Below are 16,289 nucleotides of genomic sequence, written 5' to 3'. Positions count from 1 at the left end.
AGAGGGCTCAAAACAAAACCCCGCCCGGATCGCTCCGGGCGGGGCTCGTCATTCTCGCTGCAAAAGCAGACTACTTCTTCTCGACCGGCGGCTTGCCGGGCGTCGCGGCCGCGGCGGCCGCCTTGGCGGTGACCTCGGCGATCTTGGGCTGGGGCTTGGGCAGCTTCGGCACGGCCTCGACCGAGCCGGCCTTCAGCACGGCCAGGGCGCGTTGCAGCTGGAAGTCGTCCTTCTTCTCGTCGAAGCCCGCGGGCGGGGCCTCGGCCGGGGTGTGGACGCCCTTGCGGGTCTTGCCCTCGTCGGCGTTCAGGGCGTTCTTGAAGCTGGCCTCGCTGAACCACACGCGGTTGGCGATGTCCTGGGCCTGGTCCTTGGTCTGGGCCACTTCCAGGTCGGGCTCGATGCCGGTCTTCTGGATCGAGCGGCCCGACGGGGTGAAGTAGCGGGCCGTGGTCAGCTTCAGGGCGCCGTCGGCGCCGCCGCGCAGCGGGATCACGGTCTGGACCGAGCCCTTGCCGAAGCTGGTGATGCCGACCAGTTCGGCGCGATGGCGATCCTGCAGGGCGCCGGCGACGATTTCAGCCGCCGAGGCCGAGCCCTGGTTGATCAGCACGACCAGCGGCAGGCCGTTGAGGATGTCGCCCGGGGTGGCGTTCAGGCGCTGGATGTCGCGCGGATTGCGGCCGCGCTGGCTGACGACCTCGCCGCCCTCCAGGAACAGGTCGGCCACGCCGCGCGCCTGGTCGAGCAGGCCGCCCGGATTGTTGCGCAGGTCGAAGACCAGGCCCTTCATCTGCGGGTTCTTGGTCTTCAAGTCGGTGATCGCGGCCGACAGGGCGTCGGTGGATTTCTCGTTGAAGCCGGGCAGGCGGACGTAGCCGTAGTCGCCTTCCATGCGGGCGATGGCGGCCTTGGGCTTGATGACCTCGCGCACCAGCTTGACGTCGAACGGGTCGGTCTTCTCGCGGGCGATGGTGATGGTCACCGTCTCGCCGGCCGGGCCGCGCATCTGCTTGACGGCCTCGTTGACCGTCAGGCCCAGCACCGACTGGCCGTTGACGGCCGTGATGTAGTCGCCGGCCTGGACGCCGGCCCGAGCGGCGGGCGTGCCGTCCATCGGCGAGATCACCTTGACCACGCCGTCCTCGCTGGTGACCTCGATGCCGAGGCCGCCGTACTCGCCGCGGGTGGTGTCCTGCATGTCCTCGAAGCTGTCGGGCGACAGGTAGCCCGAATGCGGGTCGAGGCTGGTCAGCATGCCGTCCAGCGCCGCCTCGATCAGCTTCTTGTCGTCGACCTCGGTGACGTACTGGTCCTCGACCGTGGCGAGCACGTCGCCGAACAGTTCGAGCAGCTTGTAGGTCTTGGCTTTCTGCGAGGGGATGGTCGCTTGGGCCATGGGGCTGATATAGGCCATGGTCCCCGCGCCGAGGACGAAGGCCGAAACACCGATGAGCAGGTACTTGCGCATAAGGCCTTGAAGGCTCCCTTGCGGCGCGTGAGCGCCGCGTCCGAAATTCGAGCGGCGCGCGCCGCGACTATAGTCCGGCCCCGTCCATCCCCGACGAAGGCCGCGCGTCATGATGAACGCCCATCATTACTGAAAAAGTCGTCTACCGCGACTCCTGCTTGAGCCAGCGACCCGGGTCGGCCGGAACGCCGTTCTCGCGCACTTCAAGATAGAGTTCCGGCTCCAAAGGTCCACGGTCCGTCATGCTTCCGAGGTCGGCTCCGGCTGCGACCGATTGTCCGGGGGCGACCTTTACGTCGGCCATTCCGGCCATCACCAGGTGATAGGCGCCCTGTGTCCGGACGATGACCACCATGTCCCAGCCGTTCAGCGGACCGGCATATTCCACCGTGCCTGCGGCGGGACTTTCGACGCTCTGGCCCTTGGCTGTGCGGATCGACAGGCCCTCGGACTTGCCACCGACCGGCAGGGCCTCGCCGAAGCGGCGGATCACCTCGCCCTGGGCGGGGGCCCGCAGGACCAGCGGGCCGGTGGGGGCGCCGGTCGCCAGGCCGTCGGTCAGGGCGCCCAGGGTTTGGCGCTCCTGGTCGGCGGCGATGGCGTCCTGGGCGTAGGCGCGCTCCAGCTGGGTCTTCTCGACGATCATCCGCTCCAGCTCGCCCCGACGGTCGGCCACGGCGCTCTCGGCGGTGAACAACTGCTCGGAGGCGGCGGCGGCCTCGCGGCGCAGGGCCCCGACGGCCCGGGCTTGTCGGGCATAGGCGTCGGCCCGGGCCTGCAGGTCCGGCGTCATGGCCCGGATCAGGATCGCCGCCCGCACCGCATCGCGGGCGTCGCGCGGATTGACCAGCAGGGCCGGCGGCGGGTTGCGGCGGAACAGTTGCAGGGCGCTGAGCAGCCGGGCCAGCTGCCCCCGGTCGCGGCCCAGCTCGCCGATCAGCGCCGACTCCCGCCGGTGCAGCACGTCCAGCCGGGCGCGCTTGATGTCGACATCGGCCCCGGCGACGACCTGCTGCTGGTTCAGGCGGGTCAGCTCGGCCCGCAGGTCCTCGATCTCGCGACGGGTGTCGGCGGCCTGTTGCAGGTCGCGGGTGCGCTGGTCGCCGACCTGCTGCGCGACGACGACGCCCGCTCCGGCAAGGAGCAGGACGGCGCTGGCGGCGGCGATCGCGAAGCGGCGGGGCATGGCGTCCCTATCTGCCTGAGGGCGCGGCGGTTTCCTAGGGCCTGCCATCTTCGGCTCGGCCTTCGGGGCGGGGAAAAATCTGCGGGCCTTTTTTCGAAGTCCTACAATCCGGAGTCCCTGCTGACAGCAGGGTGTCAGCAGGGCTGTGAAAAGAAGAATGGCGTGTTCGACGCAGGAGGAACAAGCCGATGGTCGATGTCAGCGAAGCGCAGATCGTATTCACCGAGATCCCGGTCGCGGATCCCGAACGGGCGTGCAAGTTCTACGAAACCCTGCTCGAAGGCGAGCTGACTCGGCAGGACGGCGGCCCGAACCCGATCTGGCTGCTGCCGCACGCCGAGGGGGCTCACGCGGTGGGCCATATCTATCCCGGAAAGCCAGCCGTGGACGGCGCCGGCGCGACGACCCATTTCGCCATCGGCGATGCGCTGGCCGATGCGATGGACCGCGTCAGGAAGGGCGGCGGAGAGGTCCTGTCGGACGTCATCGAGATCCCGGTGGGCTCGTTCTTCTACGCCAAGGACACCGAGGGCAACAGCTTGGGGATCTTCAAGTACAGAAGCTGATCGCGGAGGCTCGCGCCATCCTCAATCCCGGTGATAGGGCGAGCCCGCCAGGATGGTGACGGCGCGGTAGATCTGCTCGGCCAGCATGGCGCGGGCCAGGGCGTGCGGCCAGGTCTGGGGGCCGAAGGCCAGGAGCTCGTTGGCGCCCGCCAGGATCGACGGATCCAGCCCGTCGGCGCCGCCGATCAGGAACACGATCCTGCGCTGGCCGTCGTCGCGCAGCCGCTCCAGCCGCCCGGCGAAGGCTCGCGAGGTGTGGACCTTGCCGTGCTCGTCGCAGGCGATGACGTAGGCGCCCTCCAGATGCGGGCGCAGCACCTCGGCCTCGGCGGCCTTGCCCGGCTTGCGGGCCTCGACCTCGAGGATCTCGACGGGACCCAGCGCCAGGGCGCGGCCCGACGCCGTGGCGCGGGACGCATAGTCCAGCGCCAGCTGCGCCTCGACCATGCGGCCGAGCTTCCCGACGGTGAGGATGGTGATCTTCATTTTGGGGAGAGCGTGGCGAGACCCCGCCCCGAGCGTTGCTCAGGGGCGAGGCCCGTCCTGCGAGAGATCAGTTCGACGTCGCCGCCGGCATCCGGTGCGGGGCGTCGACGGCCCAGATCTTCTCGATGTTGTAGAAGCTGCGCACCTCGGGGCGGAACAGGTGAACGACGACGTCGCCGGCGTCGATCAGCACCCAGTCGCAGTGCGGCAGGCCTTCGACCCGGGCCTTGCCCAGGCCGTGGTCCTTCAGCGCGCGCAGCACGTGGTCGGCGAGAGCGCCGACGTGACGATGCGAGCGGCCGGACGCCACGATCAGGCTGTCGGCCACGGAGCTCTTGTCCGTGAGGTCGATGTGGACGATGTCCTGGGCCTTGTCGTCGTCGAGGCGCGAGAGGATCAGCGTCTCGAGCGCCTTGATGTTCAGGTCCGTACTGAGCGTCGGATTTTCAGTCGAGGAGTCGGCTTGAGCCGGTCCCTCGTGCGCCGTCGGCGCGGGGTCGCTACGCAGCGGAATGCTCCTTATTGGCTTCGCGCAAAGCCTCCCTTAGCACGGAAAGACTCGAAACGTGAGGGGGATCGTGGTCGCAGGCGGATTCGGCCGCGTTCCGGGTGCTGATCAGCCCTTGCTCTGCCGCGCCCGCAGGGCCGTGGAGGAGGCGAAGTTCAGCGGGCCGGTCAGGTAGACCCAGGCCGGCGTGTCGGCGTCGGCGATCGTGGCGGCGGCGCTGGCCGGGCGGCGGGCGAAGGCGAAGCGGCGGGCGGCCGGCGAGGTGCGGGCCTTCAGCGCCGCCCACGGCCGCGAGACCACGGCGACCGGCACCGAGCGCATGATCTGGGTCCAGCCGCGCCAGCGGTGGAAGGTGGCCAGGCTGTCGGCGCCCATCACCCAGACGAACTTCACGCCCGGATAGCGGGCTTTCAGCACCCGCAGGGTGTCGATGGTGTATTGCGAGCCCAGGCGGGTCTCGGCGTCGGAGACGATCATCCCCGGGCCGCGCGCCCAGCGGCGGGCCGCGTCCATGCGCTCGGGCAGGGGGCGGGTCTCGTGTGAGGACTTCAGCGGGTTTTGCGGCGAAACCAGCCAGATCACCCGGTCCAGGCCCAGGCGATGCTTCGCCGTCTCGGCCACGTGGGCGTGGCCCTCGTGCGCCGGGTTGAAGCTGCCGCCGAACAGCCCGACGCGCATCCCCGGCTCCAGGTGGAAGCCGAGGCGCTGGGCGCTGGGACGGCCGGCCTCAGGGACGAGTCTGGCCGGTCCCGCGAACCACATACTTGAACGTCGTCAGTTGCTCGGCCCCGACCGGGCCGCGGGCGTGTAGCTTGTCGGTGGCGATGCCGATCTCGGCTCCGAAGCCGAATTCGCCGCCGTCGGCGAATTGGGTCGAGGCGTTGACCAGCACGATGGCGCTGTCGACCTGGCTGATGAAGGCCTCGGCCGCCGCTTCGTCCTCGGTGACGATGGCGTCGGTATGGCCCGAGCCGTAGGCGGCGATGTGCTCGGCCGCGCCGGCGACGCCGTCGACCACGGCCAGGGCGATGATCGGGGCGAGATATTCGGTGGTCCAGTCCTCGACCGTCGCGGTCTCGAGGCCAGCGACGATGGCGCGCGCGGCATCGTCGCCACGAATTTCGCAGCCGGCCTGGATCAGCGCCTCGGCGATCGGCGGCAGCAGTTCTGCGGCGGCCGCGCGGTCGACCAGCAGGGTCTCGGCCGAGCCGCACACCGAGACGCGGCGCATCTTGGCGTTCAGCACGATGGCCACGGCTTTTTCCAGGTCGGCGGCGGCGTGCACGAAGACGTGGTTGAGGCCTTCCAGGTGGCCCAGCACCGGGGCGCGGGCCTCGGCCTGGACGCGGGCGACCAGGCTCTTGCCGCCGCGCGGAATGATCAGATCGATGGAGCGGTCCAGGCCCGACAGGATGGCGCCGACGGCGGCGCGGTCGGTGGTCCGGACCATCTGCACCACCTGGGCCGGCAGGCCGGCGGCCTCCAGGCCCTTCAGCACGGCGGCGTGGATGGCGAGGTTGGACTCGATGCACTCCGACCCGCCGCGCAGGATCACGGCGTTGCCCGAGCGCAGGGTCAGGGCGGCGGCGTCGGCCGTCACGTTCGGACGGCTCTCGAAGATCATGGCGATGACGCCGATCGGCGTGCGCACGCGGGCGATGTCCAGGCCGTTGGGCCGGGTCCAGCGCGAGGTCTCGACACCGAGCGGATCGGGGATGGCGGCCACGGCCTCGACGCCGGCGGCCACGCCTTCCAGGCGCGCTTCGTTGAGCATCAGCCGCTCGACCATCGGCGCGGTCAGACCGTTGGCGCCGGCCTTCTCGAGGTCGCGGGCGTTGGCGGCCAGGATGGCGGAGGCGTCGGCGCGGATGGCGGCGGCGATGGCGGTCAGGGCGGCGGTGCGCTGGGCTGGCGTGGCGAGGCGCAGGGCGCGCGCGCCCTCACGGGCCGCCTGGCCCATCGCCCTCATCGTCGCCTGCAGGCCGCCGGCCGCATCGTCCATCGCTCGTCCGTCCCCGGATATGCTCAGAGTGAGCCTTACCTAGGCGCTTTGTTCCCCGGGGGAAATGGCCAAATGCTGGCGCTGGCGCGAGAAAGCCTGTCACCGGCAACCGAACTTGGCGGCATAGGCGGCGATCGGCTCCAGGCCGACGGCGGCGCGGCGAGCCTCCAGCCCCTCGGGATCGATCACCGGATCGGGCCGCCAGTCGGCGGGACCCTTGCAGCCGCCCTGCGTGCCGTAGGTCTGGGCGCGGCCGGCGTTCACCGCCACCCGATCGGTCAAGGTAGGCGTAGTATTTCCCCTGCATGTCGCCGCGGGCGACCCGCGGCTTCAGGTCGGCCAGCACCGCGACCTGCCAGGCCGGATCGTGATCAGCATGCTGCACCAACAACCAGGCGGCCTGCGAGGCCTCCTCGCCATGGCGCGAGATGTCGAACCAGCCGATGCGCGCCAGCACGCCCTTCAGCCACGCGGCGTTGGCGGCGACCTCGCGATTGACGCGGGCCTCGATCATGGTCTGCAAGGCCTTGCCCTCAGGACCGTCGAGATCGCCGCCGTAGCGCATCAGCCGCTGGTCGAAGTCTACGCGGGCGAACAGGTCCCGGGCGTCGGGGTCGGTCGCGGCGTCGCGGTCCTTCATCCAGCGGCTGTCGGCCGGTCCGGAGGCGGCGCGCAGGGCGGCGATCTCGGCCTCGCTCCGGGCGAGGGCTGCGTCCAGGCGAGCCGACCGCGCGGCGTAGTCGGCGGCCGAGGCGCTGGCTCCTGCCAGACGCAGGCTGGCCAGGTCATCGGCGGCGGCGATGTCCAGCGGCCGGGCCAGGGCCTCGGCCTCCCGGGCCTTCAGCCGCGCGGCGAAGGCTTCGGACGTGTCGCCGGCCCGAACACTCCACGGATCGGCCAGCGCCATCGCCAGGGCCAGCATTGCCGTCGCCGTCCATCCGATCATCGCCGCCCCCGTCCAAATGAGATCCACAATGACGGGAGCCAAAAGAAATTAGCAACCGTCGGCGCCCTCAAAGCGAGGTCGTGTTTTCCTGACATTGTGTCAGGTTGACATGACATTTTGTCCGTGTCAGGTTTGCCTTACATCAACGGGAGGCGAGCCATGCTGGCGATCGGCAAGTTCCAGACTTCGGCGCACAAGCGCTACGCGATCAGGACCTGGGCGTTCATGGCGCCCTACGTGCTGGTCAATGTCGGAGCGATCTTCGGCGCCTTCGACGACATCAGGTCCCCTGTCGCCGCCTGGGCGCTGGCCCTGGTGGTCTCGGCGCCGGTGGTCGGGCAGATCTGGGCGACCCTGGCCCTGATGTCGGAGTCCGACGAGTTCGTGCGCGCCCTGGTGGCCCGGCAGTTCATCGTGGCGGCGGGCGTGGCCATGGCGCTGTTCTCGGTCTGGGGCTTCGGCGAGAGCTACGCCCATGCCCCGCACGCGCCGGGCTGGCTGATCTATCCGCTGTTCTGGGGGGCGTTCGGCGTCGTCTCGCCGTTCATCCGGAGCACGCGATGAAGAACCGCCTGAAGCTGCTGCGCATCGAGCGCGGCTGGACCCAGGAACAGCTGGGCCAGGTGCTCAACGTCTCGCGGCAGGCGGTCAACGCCCTGGAGACCGAGAAGCACGATCCCTCGCTCGATCTGGCCTACCGCATCGCCGCCGTGTTCGAGCGGCCGATCGAAGAGATCTTCGAGAACCCGCACGTCCGCTGAGGACGTCGTTTCCCCAAAACAACGAAGACTGGAGAGAGCCATGTCGTTCGCCATCCTTGGCGGCCGCGCGATCGCGCGCGCCTGCGTCATCATCCTGGCCGCCCTGCTGGGCCTTGGCCTGGCCGTGGCCGCCGCCCGCGCCGCGCCGGCCGGCTTCACCGCCGATCGGCTGACGGTCGAGGTGGTGGGGCAGGGGCCGGACGTGATCCTGATCCCGGGCCTGGCCTCGTCGCGCGAAGCGTTCCGGCCGCTGGCCGACCGGCTGAAGGCCACGCATCGCGTCCACCTGGTGCAGCTGTCGGGCTTCGCCGGCCAGGCCTGGAGCGGCGGCGACGGGCCGTTCGTCGATCCGGCGGTCGAGGCGCTGGCCGACTATGTCCGCGCGGCCGGACTGTCGAAGCCGGCGGTGATCGGCCACTCGATGGGCGGCCTGTCGGGCCTGCTGCTGGCTCAGCGCCATCCGGAGCTGGTCGGCCGGCTGATGACCGTCGACAGCCTGCCGTTCTACAGCGCCATGTTCGGTCCGACCGCCACGGCGCAGAGCGCCAGACCGTTCGCCGACCGCATGGCCGCGGGCGTCCTGTCGGCCAGCCCGGAGGCCTTCGCCGCCCAGCAGGCCGCCACCGCCAAGGGCCTGTCGCGCACCCCGGCCACGCAGGAGGCCATCGTCGCCTGGTCGCTGGCCTCCGACCGCCGGGCCGTGGCCAAGGCGCTGTCGGAGGTGATGACGCTGGACGCCCGGCCGGGCCTGGCGGCGCTGAAGCTGCCGGTGACCGCCGTCTACGCCGTCGATCCCGAGAGCGCGCTGCCGCCCGGCGTGGTCTCCGCCCTGTGGACGCGAGAATACGCCGCCTTGCCCGGCGTGACGCTGGTGCGGGTCGACAACAGCCGCCACTTCATCATGGCCGACCAGCCGGAGGCGTTCGCCAAGGCGGTGGAGGGGTTTCTGAAATAATCCCTCTCCCCTTGCGGGAGAGGGTGGCCTCCCGGAGGGAGGTCGGGTGAGGGGTCTCTCAGGCGTTGGCGGAGAGGCCTTTCGACCCCTCATCCGTCGGCTTCGCCGCCACCTTCTCCCGCTAGGGGAGAAAGATTACGAACCCACCGCCAGGTCATCGGCGTGGATCATCGGGCCTTCGGTGAAGCCTAGCTCGGCCTCGATGGCGTCGCTGCGCAGGCCGGCGATCTTGTGGGCGTCGGCGCTGTCGTAGCGGACGAGGCCGCGGGCGACCTCGTGGCCGGTCTCGTCGCGGACGCGGACGGCGTCGCCCTTGTCGAACGGGCCCTCGACGGCGCGGACCCCGGCCGACAGCAGGCTTTTCCCCTTGGCCAGGGCGGCGGCGGCGCCGGCGTCGACGGTCAGCCAGCCCTGGGGCGCCAGCGAGCCGGCGATCCAGGCCTTGTAGGCCGCGGCGGGCGAGGCGCCGGCCTCGATCAGGGTGGCGGGCGCGCCCTCCTCGATGGCGGCCAGCGGACGCGGGCGCGAGCCCAGGGTGATCAGGGTGGCGCAGCCGGCGGCGCGGGCGATGCGGGCGGCGGCGATCTTGGTGGCCATGCCGCCGGTGCCGACCCCGGCCGAGGCGTTGGCGCCCTCGGCCATGCCGGCGATCTCCGGCGTGATCTCGGTCACGCGAGCGATGTGGGTGGCGGTCGGGTCGCGGCGCGGATCGGCGGTGTAGAGCCCGTCGATGTCGGACAGCAGCACCAGCAGGTCGGCGCCGGCCAGCTGGGCGACGCGGGCGGCCAGGCGGTCGTTGTCGCCGTAGCGGATCTCTTCGGTGGCCACCGTGTCGTTCTCGTTGACCACGGGCACGACGCTCAAGGACAGCAGGGTCTCGACCGTGGCGCGGGCGTTCAGCCAGCGGCGGCGGGTCTCGGTGTCGTCGCGGGTCATCAGGATCTGGGCGACGCCGACGCCGTGCGGCTCGAACGCCTCCTCCCAGGCCCGCATCAGCAGGCTCTGGCCGGCGGCGGCGGCGGCCTGCTTCTCGGGCAGGGTGATCTTGCGGCCGGAGAGGCCCAGGCGGCGGCGACCCAAGGCCCCCGCGCCGGACGAGACCACCACCACCTGCTTGCCGGCCGCGCGCAGGGCCGCGGCGTCGGCGCAGAAGGCCTCCAGCCACGGCCGGTTGGCCGCGCCAGTGGCGGCGTCGACCAGCAGGGCCGAGCCGACCTTGAACACGATCCTCCGGGCGCGGCCCAGAGGTCCCCCGACCCCCAGGTTCACGGCTGCCAGCCTCCGGGCGTCTCCTCGACGTGGTCCTCGTCGTCCTCGATATCGGCCACCGCGTCGCCGCGACGGATGCGGACCTGCTTGTAGGCGGCCCGCAGCAGTTCGGTGACGCCTTCGCCCGACACGCCGGAGATCAGGTACGGCTTGACGCCGGCCACGGCTTCCAGCTCGGCCTGCTTGGCCAGGCGGGTTTCCTCATCGAGGGCGTCGATCTTGTTCAGCGCCAGGATCTCGGCCTTCACGGCCAGCTCGTCGCCATAGGCCTCGAGCTCACCGCGGATCGTGGTCCAGGCCTCGACGATGTCATCCTGGGTGGCGTCCACCAAGTGGATCAGGGTCGCCGAACGCTCGACGTGGCCCAGGAACCGGGTGCCGAGCCCTGCGCCTTCCGACGCGCCCTCGATCAGGCCGGGAATGTCGGCCAGGACGAAGCGCTCGCTGGTCGACAGGTCCACGACGCCCAGGTTCGGGGTCAGGGTGGTGAAGGGATAGTCGGCGATCTTCGGCTTGGCGGCGCTGGCTGCGGCGAGGAAGGTCGACTTGCCCGCGTTGGGCAGGCCCACCAGGCCGACGTCGGCGATCAGCTTGAGGCGCAGCCACAGCCAGCGCTCCTCGCCGTCCTGGCCGGGATTGGCCCACATCGGGGCCTGGTTGACCGGGCCCTTGAAGTGCAGGTTGCCCCAGCCGCCGTTGCCGCCCTTGGCCAGCAGCACGCGCATGCCCGGCTCGTCGAGGTCGACGATCAGGGTCTCCTTGTCCTCGTCGAGCACCTCGGTGCCGACCGGAACCTTCAGCACGATGTCGTCGCCGGCCGCGCCGTGGCGCTGGCGGCCCATGCCGTGCACGCCGGTGCCGGCCTTGAAGTGCTGCTGGTAGCGGTAGTCGATCAGGGTGTTCAGGCCTTCGACGGCCTCGATCCAGATGTCGCCGCCGCGACCGCCGTCCCCGCCGTCGGGGCCGCCGTATTCGATGTACTTCTCGCGTCGGAAAGACACCGACCCGCCGCCGCCGTTTCCGGAGCGGATGAAGATCTTGCATTGATCCAGGAATTTCATGGGCGTCTTTTGTCTCAAGCGGGGTTTCGCGTCGAGCGAAATGGACTTGGGCCAACCCTGGGAAAGTGCGTTCGGACGCTTCCCGTGTCGGGAATGCGACAAAGAAACGCTGCTGTGAACGCTGTTCGCTATCGTGACGAAATGTTAAACGTCGAGGTGCGACAAACGGTCCCGGGGCGAGAATTCTCTATTTCACGTGGGCGGGGAGGCTGGCGTTGTCGAACGCGAACGTCAGAAGCGAACTGGATCAAGACCTGCAGGGGCTGACGCTGCAGACGCTTTGCCGCAAATATGCGGGCGAGGCCTCGATCCACCGCAACATCCTGATGAGCCGCGGCACCGGCGTGACCGGAACCTGGCGCGACTTCCGCGCCTTCCTCGGCGACATCGGCCCGCGGCCGACCGAAAACCACGTGCTGGTGTTGATCAACCGGCTCGAGCGCACCTACGGCCCCGGCCGCGCCCGCTGGATGACGCCGGACGAGCAGGCCGCGCACGAGGCCGACTTCGACCGCCAACAGGCCGAGAAGAAGCGCGAAGAGCAGAAGCTGGCCCACGAGGCCGCCGCCTTCCGCCGCGCCAAGGCGCCCAACGCGCCCAATTTCGGCCAGTTCACGCCGATGGGCGGCCAGCAGGTCAGCTTCACTGACGTGGCCCGCAAGCTGAACATCCCGGTCGGCGCCCTGTCCAAGACCATGGCCGGCGGCCGCAGCGCCGACGACCTGGTCAAGCGCGCGGCCAGCGCCGCCGAGGTCATCAACCAGGACGCCACCTGGCTGCCGCCGGATCCGACCCGCAAGGCCAACTTCTTCGAGGCCTTCCGCATCTGGCACATGCAGGTGCAGCCGCAGTTCAGCCGCGCCGCCACCCCGACCTTCCTGTTCCTCTACATCGCCCTGCCGGTGATGAAGGAGTGCCGGGACGAGCTGATGGACCTGGACCTGTGGAATCCGCTGGGCCAGCGCGCCATGAACGCCCGCGACAACCACATCTCGTGGAAGAAGTACTGCGAGTTCATGCCCCGGGCTCAGGTGGCGATGATGGAGATCCCGATCTACGCCACCTATTCGCTGCTGAGCGATCTGGACGCCCTGTGCGAGCGGATCGTCACGGCGGAAAAGCGCTTCCGCGAGGGCCCGCAGAAGGTGATCCACACGCACCGGGCGGCCTGAGGCTTGGGTGCCAGGAACCTCCCCCTGTGGGGGAGGTGATCGCGAAGCGATCGGTGGGGGGAGTGGTTGGAGATCGCCCCCTCAGCGGCAGCTGAAAACGGCCCCCCACCGGCCTTCGGCCGCCTCCCCCAGAGGGGGAGGTTCTTCTATTTCGGCCTCTTCAGCCCCTTGGTCACGGCCGCCTCGCGATCCACCGCCAGCCACCCGTCCTTCACCTTCAGCTCCGCCAGCTGGATCACCGTGCGCTGGTTCCAGGTCGGGTCGGTCTTGGCCTCGTTTTCCTTGCCCTGGCCGACGAAGTAGTAGAGCAGCGCCCGGCCGTCGTTGACGACGACGTCGGGGTGGTGGCCGAGGTCGCGGTCGGTTGGCTGGCTGCCCGGCTTGTCGAGGATGAAGCCGCTCTGGCGCTCCCAGGTCACGGCGTCCTTGGAGCGCAGCACGGCCAGGCCCTTCCAGGCGTCGGCAATCATCCACCACCAGCCTCCGAAGAAGAACACCTTGGGGCCCTCGCCGGCGAAGTCGGCAACGAAGGCCGGCTGGAGGGTCCAGGTCTTCAGGTCGGGACTGTCGGCGACGAAGATGCGGCTGTTCTTGCGCTCGTCCTTGAACCACAGGCGATAGCCGCCCTGCGGGGCCTTGATGACGCCGGCGTCGATCACCCGGTCCGAGCCTAGCTCGAGCGTGTCGGCGCAGGTCCAGGCCTTGAGGTCGGTCGAGGTGAGGTGGACGATCTTCGCGCCCGCCTCCGGCAGGTTCCAGCGGTGGAAGATCCCCGGCACCACGGTCAGCCACATGTGGTGGACGCCGTTCTCGGTGAAGATCTCCGGCGCCCACAGGGTCTGGCCGGTGCAGGCGGCGGGAATGTTCGCCGTGCCGGCGTATTTCCAGGACAGGCCGTCCTTCGAGGTCGCCACGCCGATGGCCGTGGCGTGCAGCCAGGCGACGTCCTTGGGGTCTTCCAGTTTCAGCGTCGCGCGGCGGTTGGTGTAGAACATCCGCCACAGCCTGTCGGTCTTGTCCCAGGCGATCGAGACGTCGGCCGCGCCGTCGAACACCGGGTCGCGGTAGAGCGGCTTTTTTGCCTCGGCCAGGGCGGCGGCGGGAGCCGCAACGGCGAAAGCGAGCGCCAAACCGGCGAGAACGCGACCCAGAATACGACGATGCATGATGCCTCCCATATTATGGGTAGGCATTCTACATGATGTACAGAGTTTGCCCACTCCGCTCCCTTACCCCTCTTCCATAGGGAGAGGGAGGGGCCCGCCGCGAAGCGGTGGGAGGGTGAGGGGTTTCACCGTTGGCCGGGAAACCCAAGCCGAGCTTCATCCGGTGAGTTTGTTACCTCTCACCCTCCCACGCTTGCAGCGTGGGCCCCTCCCTCTCTCAAAGAGAGAGGGATCTATTTCCCTAAGCCAGCCAAACCATCATTCGCGTCGGCACGGTCTCGCCGCGCGACACGGACGGCTTGGCCTCGACGACGCCCGTATAGAGGAACCCCGCCTTGACCAGCACCTGGCCGGAGGCCGGGTTGTCGGCGAAGTGGCCGGCGACGACCAGCTTGCGCCGCCAGTCGTGCGTGGCCCACGACAGGGCGCCTTGCAGGGCCTCGGTCGCCAGGCCGCGGCCCCAGAACGGCCGGCCGATCCAGTAGCCGACCTCGAGCCGGCCGTCCTCGTTGGGGAAGAAGCCCAGCACGCCGACGACGCCGGCGTCTTCCAACTCGATGGCGAAGGTGGCCGAGCGGCTCCAGTCCTGCGACTGCACGCGGGCCACGAACTCGGCCGCGTCGGCCTGGCCGTAGGGCCAGGGCATGCGGGTGGTCATCTTGGGGATGGCGTAGTCGGCGCCCAGGCTGGCGATGCGGGGCGCGTCGGACATGTCCGGGGCCCGCAGCGTCAGCCGCCGCGTCTCGATGACGGGACTTCTTTCGATCACGCACATGGCGCGCCTCCCTTTCCCGGCCCTTCTTCACGACGAGGCGCCGATACTCCGACGCGCCTCAGATAGTGCGGGACCGTGACGCTCCAATTGCCGGGTGAAGGCTATTTCGTGGAGCGCGGACAAAACAAAAGCGGGGAGTCCGGCGTCCGGACTCCCCGCTTCGTAATCGTCGCGTCCGGATCGTCTTCTTGAGGAAGCACGATCCGAAGAGAGACTTCTGATCGTACTATTCGGCGGCCTGGGCCACCGGGGCCACGGTCACGTAGGTACGGTTGTTACGCTTGGTCACGAAGCCCACGGCGCCCTGCACGAGAGCGAAGAGGGTGTGGTCCTTGCCGATGCCGACATTGGCGCCCGGGTAGAACTTGGTGCCGCGTTGACGCACGAGGATGTTGCCGGCGAGAACCTTCTCGCCGCCGAACTTCTTTACGCCAAGGCGCTTCGATTCCGAGTCGCGACCGTTGCTCGACGAGCCGCCAGATTTCTTGTGAGCCATGATGCTCTCCTAATCTTTGACCCGGTTTCCGCGAGCGGACCTGGGTCAGATCAATTCCAAAAAAGACCCTGGCGGATCTTAGGCTTCAGCTTCCGGAGCTTCCGAAGCCGCGGCCTTCTTCGGCGCGGCCTTCTTCTTCGGAGCGGGGGCGGCTTCGGCCTTGACCGGAGCTTCCGGGATCGTCGCCGGGACGGCGGCGTCGCCGAGGCCGCGGGCGCGGGCGTTCAGGATGACCTTCGGGGTCAGGTCGATGGCGCCTTCCCACTTGGTTTCCTTGCCGGCGCCGGCCACCGACGTCACGCGCAGGACCGACTCGGTCTGGCGGTGACCGCGGGTGCGGCGGTAGCCCTGACGGCGGATCTTCTTGAAGATCTTCACCTTCTCGCCCTTGCGGGTTTCGAGCAGGGTGGCGTTGACGACGGCGCCGTCAACGGTGGGGGCGCCGACCGTCACGGCCTCGCCTTCGCCCAGCAGCAGAACTTCGCCGAACGCGACTTCCGCGCCGGGTTGACCTTCGAGCTTCTCGACGACCAGCAGGTCGCCGGCTTGGACCCGGTACTGCTTGCCGCCGGTTTTGATGACCGCGTACATAGGTTAGCGCCTTAAATAACGTGCTGTTCGCAAAATAACGGAACGCCCGCTAGGAAACCCGGCGGGCGAGAGGGGCGCACTTATAGCGCCGAAAGGCTGTGAGTCAACGGCCAAGGACGCCGCTCAAGCGCTTGGCGCGATTCAATATGTGACCCGTGGCGGAAGCGTCATGACTCCCCTGGCTCGTTATTTTGTAACAGGCTATAGCGCGGGCGTGACGTCCGCCTTCTTCGCCTCGATCGCGGCTACCGGCTTCATGGTGGCCTTCCTGCATGCGGCCCTGCCAACCCATTGGCTGCCGTTCGTGCTGGTCGGCCGCGCGCAGAAATGGTCGGCGGCCCGCACCTTGAGCGTCACCCTGCTGGCGGGGCTGGGACATGTGGCCCTGACCATCTTGCTGGGCCTGTTCCTGGTGGTCGCCGGCCTGGCGCTGGAGCCCAAGCTCGGCGGCCTGTTCCACTGGGTGGTCGGCGGGCTGATGGTCGCCGTCGGCGTCTTCTATATAGCGCGGGGCCGCCACAGCCACGGCCTGCCCGAGGCCGGCCGCCGCGCCTACACCTCGGACCGCGCCGCGATCATGGCCCTGGTCGTGCTGCTGACCCTGTCGCCGTGCGAGGCCTTCCTGCCCTATTACCTGGCCGGGATGAAGCACGGCTGGGGCGCCTTCCTGCTGCTCAGCGTCGTGCTGCTGGCGGCGACGGCGGCCGGAATGCTGATCTTCACGGGCCTGAGTCTCGCCGGCGTGCGCCGCCTGAACCTCGACTGGCTGGAGCGCTACGAGGAGACCATCCTTGGCGCGGCCCTGGTGCTGGTCGGCCTGGCGGTGGCGTTCCTGAAGACCTGACTTTCGCTCACGCCCCAGGGCCACTAAATACCCG

At 69.3% G+C, this 16,289-nt stretch carries 19 protein-coding genes; 6 read left to right on the top strand and 13 right to left on the bottom strand.

What is annotated here, in order from left to right:
• Positions 1-70 precede the first annotated feature (70 nt).
• The gene (locus tag I4Q42_RS13690) at positions 71-1,471 is read right to left on the bottom strand and encodes a S41 family peptidase (protein ID WP_198576625.1); all 1,401 of its coding nucleotides are present in this window, start codon (positions 1,469-1,471) and stop codon (positions 71-73) included.
• Positions 1,472-1,613: 142 nt separating this feature from the next.
• Positions 1,614-2,657 carry a murein hydrolase activator EnvC family protein gene (locus I4Q42_RS13685; RefSeq protein ID WP_198576624.1) on the bottom strand — a complete coding sequence of 348 codons (1,044 nt, stop codon included), beginning with the start codon at positions 2,655-2,657 and terminating at the stop codon, positions 1,614-1,616.
• 188 nt (positions 2,658-2,845) lie between these two features.
• Here I4Q42_RS13685 and I4Q42_RS13680 point away from each other — a divergent pair, with 188 nt between their 5' ends.
• The gene (locus I4Q42_RS13680; protein ID WP_198576623.1) at positions 2,846-3,223 is read left to right on the top strand and encodes a VOC family protein; all 378 of its coding nucleotides are present in this window, start codon (positions 2,846-2,848) and stop codon (positions 3,221-3,223) included.
• Positions 3,224-3,244: 21 nt separating this feature from the next.
• On the opposite strand, the gene rlmH is transcribed toward I4Q42_RS13680, so the two are convergent.
• From rlmH to I4Q42_RS26715, 5 genes are all read right to left on the bottom strand, one after another.
• Complete coding sequence (rlmH, locus tag I4Q42_RS13675; RefSeq protein WP_198576622.1) at positions 3,245-3,709, bottom strand: 23S rRNA (pseudouridine(1915)-N(3))-methyltransferase RlmH; 465 nt, start codon at positions 3,707-3,709, stop codon at positions 3,245-3,247.
• A gap of 67 nt (positions 3,710-3,776) precedes the next feature.
• A complete protein-coding gene (gene rsfS, locus I4Q42_RS13670) occupies positions 3,777-4,217 on the bottom strand; it encodes a ribosome silencing factor (RefSeq protein WP_198576659.1) in 441 nt (146 codons plus the stop codon).
• A 108-nt stretch (positions 4,218-4,325) separates the two neighbouring features.
• Entirely contained in the window at positions 4,326-4,979 is a 654-nt protein-coding gene (locus I4Q42_RS13665) for a nicotinate-nucleotide adenylyltransferase (protein ID WP_198576621.1), read from the bottom strand.
• Entirely contained in the window at positions 4,945-6,219 is a 1,275-nt protein-coding gene (locus tag I4Q42_RS13660) for a glutamate-5-semialdehyde dehydrogenase (RefSeq protein WP_198576620.1), read from the bottom strand. The genes I4Q42_RS13665 and I4Q42_RS13660 overlap by 35 nt, the downstream gene beginning before the upstream one ends.
• The gene (locus tag I4Q42_RS26715; RefSeq protein ID WP_198576619.1) at positions 6,158-7,165 is read right to left on the bottom strand and encodes a hypothetical protein; all 1,008 of its coding nucleotides are present in this window, start codon (positions 7,163-7,165) and stop codon (positions 6,158-6,160) included. The genes I4Q42_RS13660 and I4Q42_RS26715 overlap by 62 nt, the downstream gene beginning before the upstream one ends.
• A 159-nt stretch (positions 7,166-7,324) precedes the next feature.
• Here I4Q42_RS26715 and I4Q42_RS13650 point away from each other — a divergent pair, with 159 nt between their 5' ends.
• From I4Q42_RS13650 to I4Q42_RS13640, 3 genes are read left to right on the top strand one after another with little or no spacing between them, the layout of a single operon-like run.
• Positions 7,325-7,729: a hypothetical protein gene (locus tag I4Q42_RS13650; RefSeq protein ID WP_198576618.1), complete on the top strand. Its 405-nt coding sequence runs from the start codon at positions 7,325-7,327 to the stop codon at positions 7,727-7,729.
• A complete protein-coding gene (locus I4Q42_RS13645) occupies positions 7,726-7,926 on the top strand; it encodes a helix-turn-helix transcriptional regulator (RefSeq protein WP_198576617.1) in 201 nt (66 codons plus the stop codon). Before I4Q42_RS13650 ends, I4Q42_RS13645 begins: the two co-directional genes overlap by 4 nt.
• 40 nt (positions 7,927-7,966) lie before the next feature.
• Positions 7,967-8,881 (top strand): alpha/beta fold hydrolase, encoded by a 915-nt coding sequence (locus tag I4Q42_RS13640; RefSeq protein ID WP_198576616.1) that lies wholly within the window; start codon positions 7,967-7,969, stop codon positions 8,879-8,881.
• Positions 8,882-9,016: 135 nt separating this feature from the next.
• On the opposite strand, the gene proB is transcribed toward I4Q42_RS13640, so the two are convergent.
• Together proB and obgE are read right to left on the bottom strand one after the other, a co-directional pair.
• The gene (gene proB, locus I4Q42_RS13635) at positions 9,017-10,150 is read right to left on the bottom strand and encodes a glutamate 5-kinase (protein ID WP_198576615.1); all 1,134 of its coding nucleotides are present in this window, start codon (positions 10,148-10,150) and stop codon (positions 9,017-9,019) included.
• Positions 10,147-11,211, bottom strand: coding sequence for a GTPase ObgE (obgE, locus tag I4Q42_RS13630; protein WP_198576614.1), 1,065 nt, complete (start codon positions 11,209-11,211; stop codon positions 10,147-10,149). The genes proB and obgE overlap by 4 nt, the downstream gene beginning before the upstream one ends.
• Before the next feature lie 215 nt (positions 11,212-11,426).
• Between obgE and I4Q42_RS13625 the strand changes: the two genes are divergently transcribed.
• Positions 11,427-12,383: a hypothetical protein gene (locus I4Q42_RS13625; RefSeq protein WP_198576613.1), complete on the top strand. Its 957-nt coding sequence runs from the start codon at positions 11,427-11,429 to the stop codon at positions 12,381-12,383.
• Between the two features lie 146 nt (positions 12,384-12,529).
• On the opposite strand, the gene I4Q42_RS13620 is transcribed toward I4Q42_RS13625, so the two are convergent.
• The 4 genes from I4Q42_RS13620 to rplU form a co-directional block, all read right to left on the bottom strand.
• Positions 12,530-13,549: a glycoside hydrolase family protein gene (locus I4Q42_RS13620; RefSeq protein WP_232793104.1), complete on the bottom strand. Its 1,020-nt coding sequence runs from the start codon at positions 13,547-13,549 to the stop codon at positions 12,530-12,532.
• 241 nt (positions 13,550-13,790) lie between these two features.
• Positions 13,791-14,324, bottom strand: coding sequence for a GNAT family N-acetyltransferase (locus I4Q42_RS13615; protein WP_198576612.1), 534 nt, complete (start codon positions 14,322-14,324; stop codon positions 13,791-13,793).
• A gap of 226 nt (positions 14,325-14,550) precedes the next feature.
• Entirely contained in the window at positions 14,551-14,820 is a 270-nt protein-coding gene (rpmA, locus tag I4Q42_RS13610) for a 50S ribosomal protein L27 (RefSeq protein WP_198576611.1), read from the bottom strand.
• Positions 14,821-14,898: 78 nt separating this feature from the next.
• A complete protein-coding gene (gene rplU / locus I4Q42_RS13605; RefSeq protein ID WP_198576610.1) occupies positions 14,899-15,411 on the bottom strand; it encodes a 50S ribosomal protein L21 in 513 nt (170 codons plus the stop codon).
• A 214-nt stretch (positions 15,412-15,625) separates the two neighbouring features.
• Between rplU and I4Q42_RS13600 the strand changes: the two genes are divergently transcribed.
• Entirely contained in the window at positions 15,626-16,255 is a 630-nt protein-coding gene (locus I4Q42_RS13600) for a hypothetical protein (protein WP_198576609.1), read from the top strand.
• Positions 16,256-16,289 lie beyond the last annotated feature (34 nt).

Origin of the sequence: Caulobacter hibisci (genome assembly GCF_016135805.1) — a bacterium.
In the GTDB taxonomy this organism is placed as follows: Bacteria; Pseudomonadota; Alphaproteobacteria; order Caulobacterales; family Caulobacteraceae; genus Caulobacter; species Caulobacter hibisci.
Note: the sequence above shows the minus strand (reverse complement) of the source record. Positions and strands in the feature narration are given on the sequence as shown.

What these genes read in the sequence shown, in the direction of transcription:
- I4Q42_RS13690 (WP_198576625.1), bottom strand. Translation starts at nt 1,471, where the DNA reads ATGCGCAAGTACCTGCTCATCGGTGTTTCGGCCTTCGTCCTCGGCGCG.
- I4Q42_RS13685 (WP_198576624.1), bottom strand. Translation starts at nt 2,657, where the DNA reads ATGCCCCGCCGCTTCGCGATCGCCGCCGCCAGCGCCGTCCTGCTCCTT.
- I4Q42_RS13680 (WP_198576623.1), top strand. Translation starts at nt 2,846, where the DNA reads ATGGTCGATGTCAGCGAAGCGCAGATCGTATTCACCGAGATCCCGGTC.
- rlmH (WP_198576622.1), bottom strand. Translation starts at nt 3,709, where the DNA reads ATGAAGATCACCATCCTCACCGTCGGGAAGCTCGGCCGCATGGTCGAG.
- I4Q42_RS13665 (WP_198576621.1), bottom strand. Translation starts at nt 4,979, where the DNA reads ATGTGGTTCGCGGGACCGGCCAGACTCGTCCCTGAGGCCGGCCGTCCC.
- I4Q42_RS13660 (WP_198576620.1), bottom strand. Translation starts at nt 6,219, where the DNA reads ATGGACGATGCGGCCGGCGGCCTGCAGGCGACGATGAGGGCGATGGGC.
- I4Q42_RS26715 (WP_198576619.1), bottom strand. Translation starts at nt 7,165, where the DNA reads ATGATCGGATGGACGGCGACGGCAATGCTGGCCCTGGCGATGGCGCTG.
- I4Q42_RS13650 (WP_198576618.1), top strand. Translation starts at nt 7,325, where the DNA reads ATGCTGGCGATCGGCAAGTTCCAGACTTCGGCGCACAAGCGCTACGCG.
- I4Q42_RS13645 (WP_198576617.1), top strand. Translation starts at nt 7,726, where the DNA reads ATGAAGAACCGCCTGAAGCTGCTGCGCATCGAGCGCGGCTGGACCCAG.
- I4Q42_RS13640 (WP_198576616.1), top strand. Translation starts at nt 7,967, where the DNA reads ATGTCGTTCGCCATCCTTGGCGGCCGCGCGATCGCGCGCGCCTGCGTC.
- obgE (WP_198576614.1), bottom strand. Translation starts at nt 11,211, where the DNA reads ATGAAATTCCTGGATCAATGCAAGATCTTCATCCGCTCCGGAAACGGC.
- I4Q42_RS13620 (WP_232793104.1), bottom strand. Translation starts at nt 13,549, where the DNA reads ATGCATCGTCGTATTCTGGGTCGCGTTCTCGCCGGTTTGGCGCTCGCT.
- I4Q42_RS13615 (WP_198576612.1), bottom strand. Translation starts at nt 14,324, where the DNA reads ATGTGCGTGATCGAAAGAAGTCCCGTCATCGAGACGCGGCGGCTGACG.
- rpmA (WP_198576611.1), bottom strand. Translation starts at nt 14,820, where the DNA reads ATGGCTCACAAGAAATCTGGCGGCTCGTCGAGCAACGGTCGCGACTCG.
- rplU (WP_198576610.1), bottom strand. Translation starts at nt 15,411, where the DNA reads ATGTACGCGGTCATCAAAACCGGCGGCAAGCAGTACCGGGTCCAAGCC.